This window comes from Frankia canadensis (genome assembly GCF_900197875.1).
In the GTDB taxonomy this organism is placed as follows: domain Bacteria; phylum Actinomycetota; class Actinomycetes; order Frankiales; family Frankiaceae; genus Frankia; species Frankia canadensis.
On record NZ_FZMO01000326.1, the window covers coordinates 1 to 3,609 of the forward strand.

Here is a 3,609-nt window from a genome sequence, read left to right on the forward strand (position 1 = left end):
CCTCGCGGAACTCCGGGGAGAATTTCCTGCGACGTTCAGCCATGTGGCACACACTCCATTCCGTGTACAGTCTATTAGATCGACTGCCCGGAATTCTCGGGGCGCCTCAGGGAGAGCCGGCCGCAGGGCCAAGGGAGCCAGCAAGTCAGCAGCGGAAGTTCAGGAATGCCTGGAGGTTGTCGCCGGTGAATACCGACGAACTGGCGCTCGCCGTGGGTGCGGCCGAGCAAAGGGTACAGGGGATGCAGGCCAAGCTGCACCGTTGGGCTCGTGATGATCCTCGTCGCAGGTTCGACGATCTGTTCAATCTCGTTGCCGATCCCGCGTTCCTGCTGGTCGCGTGGGACCGGGTACGGGGCAACAAAGGTGCCCGCACGGCCGGGGTGGACGGGCGGACCGCCCGTTCCATCGAGGCTGGGGAGGGCGTCGAGGAGTTCCTCGACGGGCTGCGGTCTTCTCTGCGGGATCGTAGCTTTCGCCCGCTGCCGGTGCGGGAGCGTCTGATTCCCAAGACGAGCGGTAAGCTGCGCCGTCTGGGTATCGCGACCGTCCGGGACCGGGTGGTCCAGGCGTCCTTGAAGCTGGTGTTAGAGCCGATCTTCGAGGCGGATTTTTTCCCGTGTAGCTACGGGTTCCGCCCCAACCGCCGGGCGCATGACGCGGTGGCCGAGGTGCGTTTCTACGCGTCCAAGAAGTATGAGTGGGTCGTGGAGGGCGACATCAAAGCCTGCTTCGACGAGATCTCGCATCCGGCCATGATGGACCGGGTGCGCGGGCGCGTCGGGGATAAACGTGTCGTGGTCCTGGTGAAGGCGTTCCTCAAGGCCGGTGTCCTCGTCGAGGGCGGCGTGCTGCGGGACAACGACACCGGTACGCCCCAGGGGTCGATCTTGTCTCCGTTGCTGAGTAACGTGGCTCTCGCGGCCCTGGACGAGCACATCGCCCACGGACCGGGCGGGCCCGGGATCAGTCGAGTAGAGCGGGCCAAACGCCGCCGTCACGGTCGTCCTAACTATCGGCTTGTCCGGTACGCGGACGACTGGTGCCTGATGGTCTACGGCACCAGGGCGGACGCCGAGGCCCTGCGGGAGGAGATCGAGAGGGTGCTGTCCACGATGGGTCTGCGCCTGTCGCGGGAAAAGACCCTCATCACCCACATCGAGACGGGCCTCGACTTTCTCGGCTGGCGCATCCAGCGTCGCCGGAAGCGAGGCACCAACCGGTACTACGTCTATACCTACCCGGCCAAGAAAGCGCTCCAGGCCGTGATGGCGAAAGTGAAGACGTTGTGCCGGCAGGTCGGCACGAACCAGCCGCTCGACGCCCTGCTGCTCCGGCTCAACCCGGTGCTGCGGGGCTGGTGCGCCTACTTCCGACCAGGGGTGTCATCGGCCGCCTTCGGCTACCTCAGCCACTACACGTGGCAAAGGGTCTGGGGATGGCTGTATCGCAAACACCCGCGATCTACCTGGAAGGAGATCCGACGCATCCACTGTCGCGTCGGATCATGGCCGGCCAGCGAAGACAGGATGCTGTTCAACCCCGAGAAAGTGGGTACCACCCGCTATCGCTATCGGGGCGCAGTCATTCCCACCCCCTGGCCGACCGCGGGATGAGAAGAACGAGTAGCCCTCCGGGACCTGCGGAGAGCCCGGTGCGCTGAAAGGCGCCCGCCGGGTTCGGGAAGCGGCCCAGGGAAACGGATCGGCCGAAAGACCGACACCGCGCCCCGGGCCGACTTCACCAAGCCTGTTGTAGGGATCGCGGGAAGTTGGCGAGTCGGGGGTCTACGGCGAGGCACCCACTTGGCGACTTTCTGGATCCGCCGCCGCGGGCGACGTGGTGACGGCAGCGGCGGTGGGATCAGACCCCGAAGCTGATGACCTTCCGCGGCACGACCCGTACGACCAGTCGCACCGTGCCCTCCGGATCCGCCGGCGGGTCCTGCGACAGGTACTTGTGGCTGACGGCCTGCTGGAATGTCCGGTCTTCGTCCTCGCTCAGTTCGGCGGTGCCTCGGATCTCGAAGTAGCGGTACGGGTTGGCGGGGTCGGGCACAGTCAGGCTCACTCGGGGATCGCCGGCCAGGTTGCGGGCCTTGAGACGTCCGTCGGTGGTCGAGAACAGCACATGGTCGCCGTCGCGCTGTACCCAGACGATCGAGGACTGCGGACTGCCGTCCGCGTTCAGCGTCGCCACGGTCACGAACACCTTGCCATCCAGAAGGGTGCGCAACTCGTCATCGAAGGTCACGACCGCCCCAACCAGGGCTGCGGCCTGCGTATTCCTGCGCCGGCGAGGAGCTGACCTGCTCGTATCCACTTGTCAACTACTCGACAGGACGACGGCTCGCCAACCTGGCGCGGGGGCGGCACGGCTGCGCGGGAGGCAGTCCCGGCGGCGGCGAGACACACAGCGGCATCAGGGCCACCTGACGACCGGGACCGCCTCCACGTCTGGACTCGCCAACTATCCCGGCGGCTCGCCACCAGCGATGCTCAGCATCGCACGTTCCGTACCGACCTATCACCAGATCGAACTCGATCCCCCCGCGGTCCTCACTAGAAATCGGCGATCCCCCGCGCCAGACCTGCCTCGGGTGACGGCGCGGCAGAAACGCCTCCGACCGGCATCGGCCTGGCGTGCTCGCCCACTGGCCAACCACCACGGGCTGTTGGCCATCTACTGGCCAACCATCACGGTGAGTGGCCATCTGTCGCCGATCTCTACACGTCTATCCGCGATCCCACAGGACCGCCCACCAGACCACCCACCGGCCCGCCTGCAAACGTGGGTGGGCGGACGGAGCGTCCTTGACGCAGGTGGGATACGCTGCGCCGCCCCCAAGCAATCCGCGACATAATAGCGAGGCAACGAGCTGATAGTCGGTCTGGTCCTGGATGGCTGGCGGTCGAGTTGCCGGTGCCGAGCCCCGCAGGCGAGGATGGCGCTCAACCTGATGAAGCCCCCTGGCAGACCTCACCCGGCCCGCCGAGCCCTCCCAGCATGCCGCCCAGCCCGCCGGTGGCCGCCGCCATCTTCTGCTCGGCGAGTGTGTGCGTGTTCGTCGTGGCGTCACGCACCGCGGCCAGCACCAGGTCGGCGAGGGTCGCGGTGTCGTCCGGGTCGACCCCTCTGTGGGCTTCAGGTCGACCAGTTCGCCGCCGCCGTTCACGGTCGCGGTCACCAGGCCACCGCCCGCGCTGCCCTCGACCCGCGCCTCGGCGAGCTCCCGTTGCGCGTCGATCACCGCGGCCTGCATCTTCTGCGCCTGCTCGAAGAGCGCTCCGAAGCCTCCGGCCGCGTCGCCGCCGAGCCCGCCGATCGGCTCCCCGGGATTCGGCATGACCATGGCCTTTGGTCGGTGGCGGGCGCATTCGCGTCCGCCACCGCCTGAGGGCGCATCACTGTGGCAGCGGCTGAGCGCTGCCCCAGTCAGTGCGTCGGTGGAAGTTCCGTCAGGGCTTGCTGGGCCAACCTGAGATGGGTACGCAGGGTCGGTAGGTTGTGGCGGGCCAAGGCCTTGACATCTGAGTTTGTCCCAGTCCGGGTCACCTGGACCGTCGCGCCGATGACCTTGCGGTGATCGGCGATCTCGAAGGTGAGGAA

3 protein-coding genes and 1 pseudogene are annotated in these 3,609 nt (G+C 67.0%); 1 reads left to right on the forward strand and 3 read right to left on the reverse strand.

From position 1 onward, the window contains the following. Positions 1 to 185: 185 nt before the first annotated feature. Entirely contained in the window at positions 186 to 1,616 is a 1,431-nt protein-coding gene (gene ltrA, locus C1A33_RS22290) for a group II intron reverse transcriptase/maturase (protein WP_101833325.1), read from the forward strand. Between the two features lie 247 nt (positions 1,617 to 1,863). Here the strand turns inward: ltrA and C1A33_RS22295 are convergent, their stop codons facing one another. From C1A33_RS22295 to C1A33_RS38090, 3 genes and pseudogenes are all read right to left on the reverse strand, one after another. Continuing rightward, positions 1,864 to 2,253, reverse strand: coding sequence for a PPOX class F420-dependent oxidoreductase (locus C1A33_RS22295; RefSeq protein ID WP_101833326.1), 390 nt, complete (start codon positions 2,251 to 2,253; stop codon positions 1,864 to 1,866). 698 nt (positions 2,254 to 2,951) lie between these two features. Continuing rightward, positions 2,952 to 3,346, reverse strand: a pseudogene (locus C1A33_RS22300) (YbaB/EbfC family nucleoid-associated protein). Between the two features lie 89 nt (positions 3,347 to 3,435). Beyond that, on the reverse strand, positions 3,436 to 3,609 hold a 174-nt coding region (locus C1A33_RS38090; RefSeq protein WP_115537999.1), incomplete at its 5' end, for a DUF4142 domain-containing protein.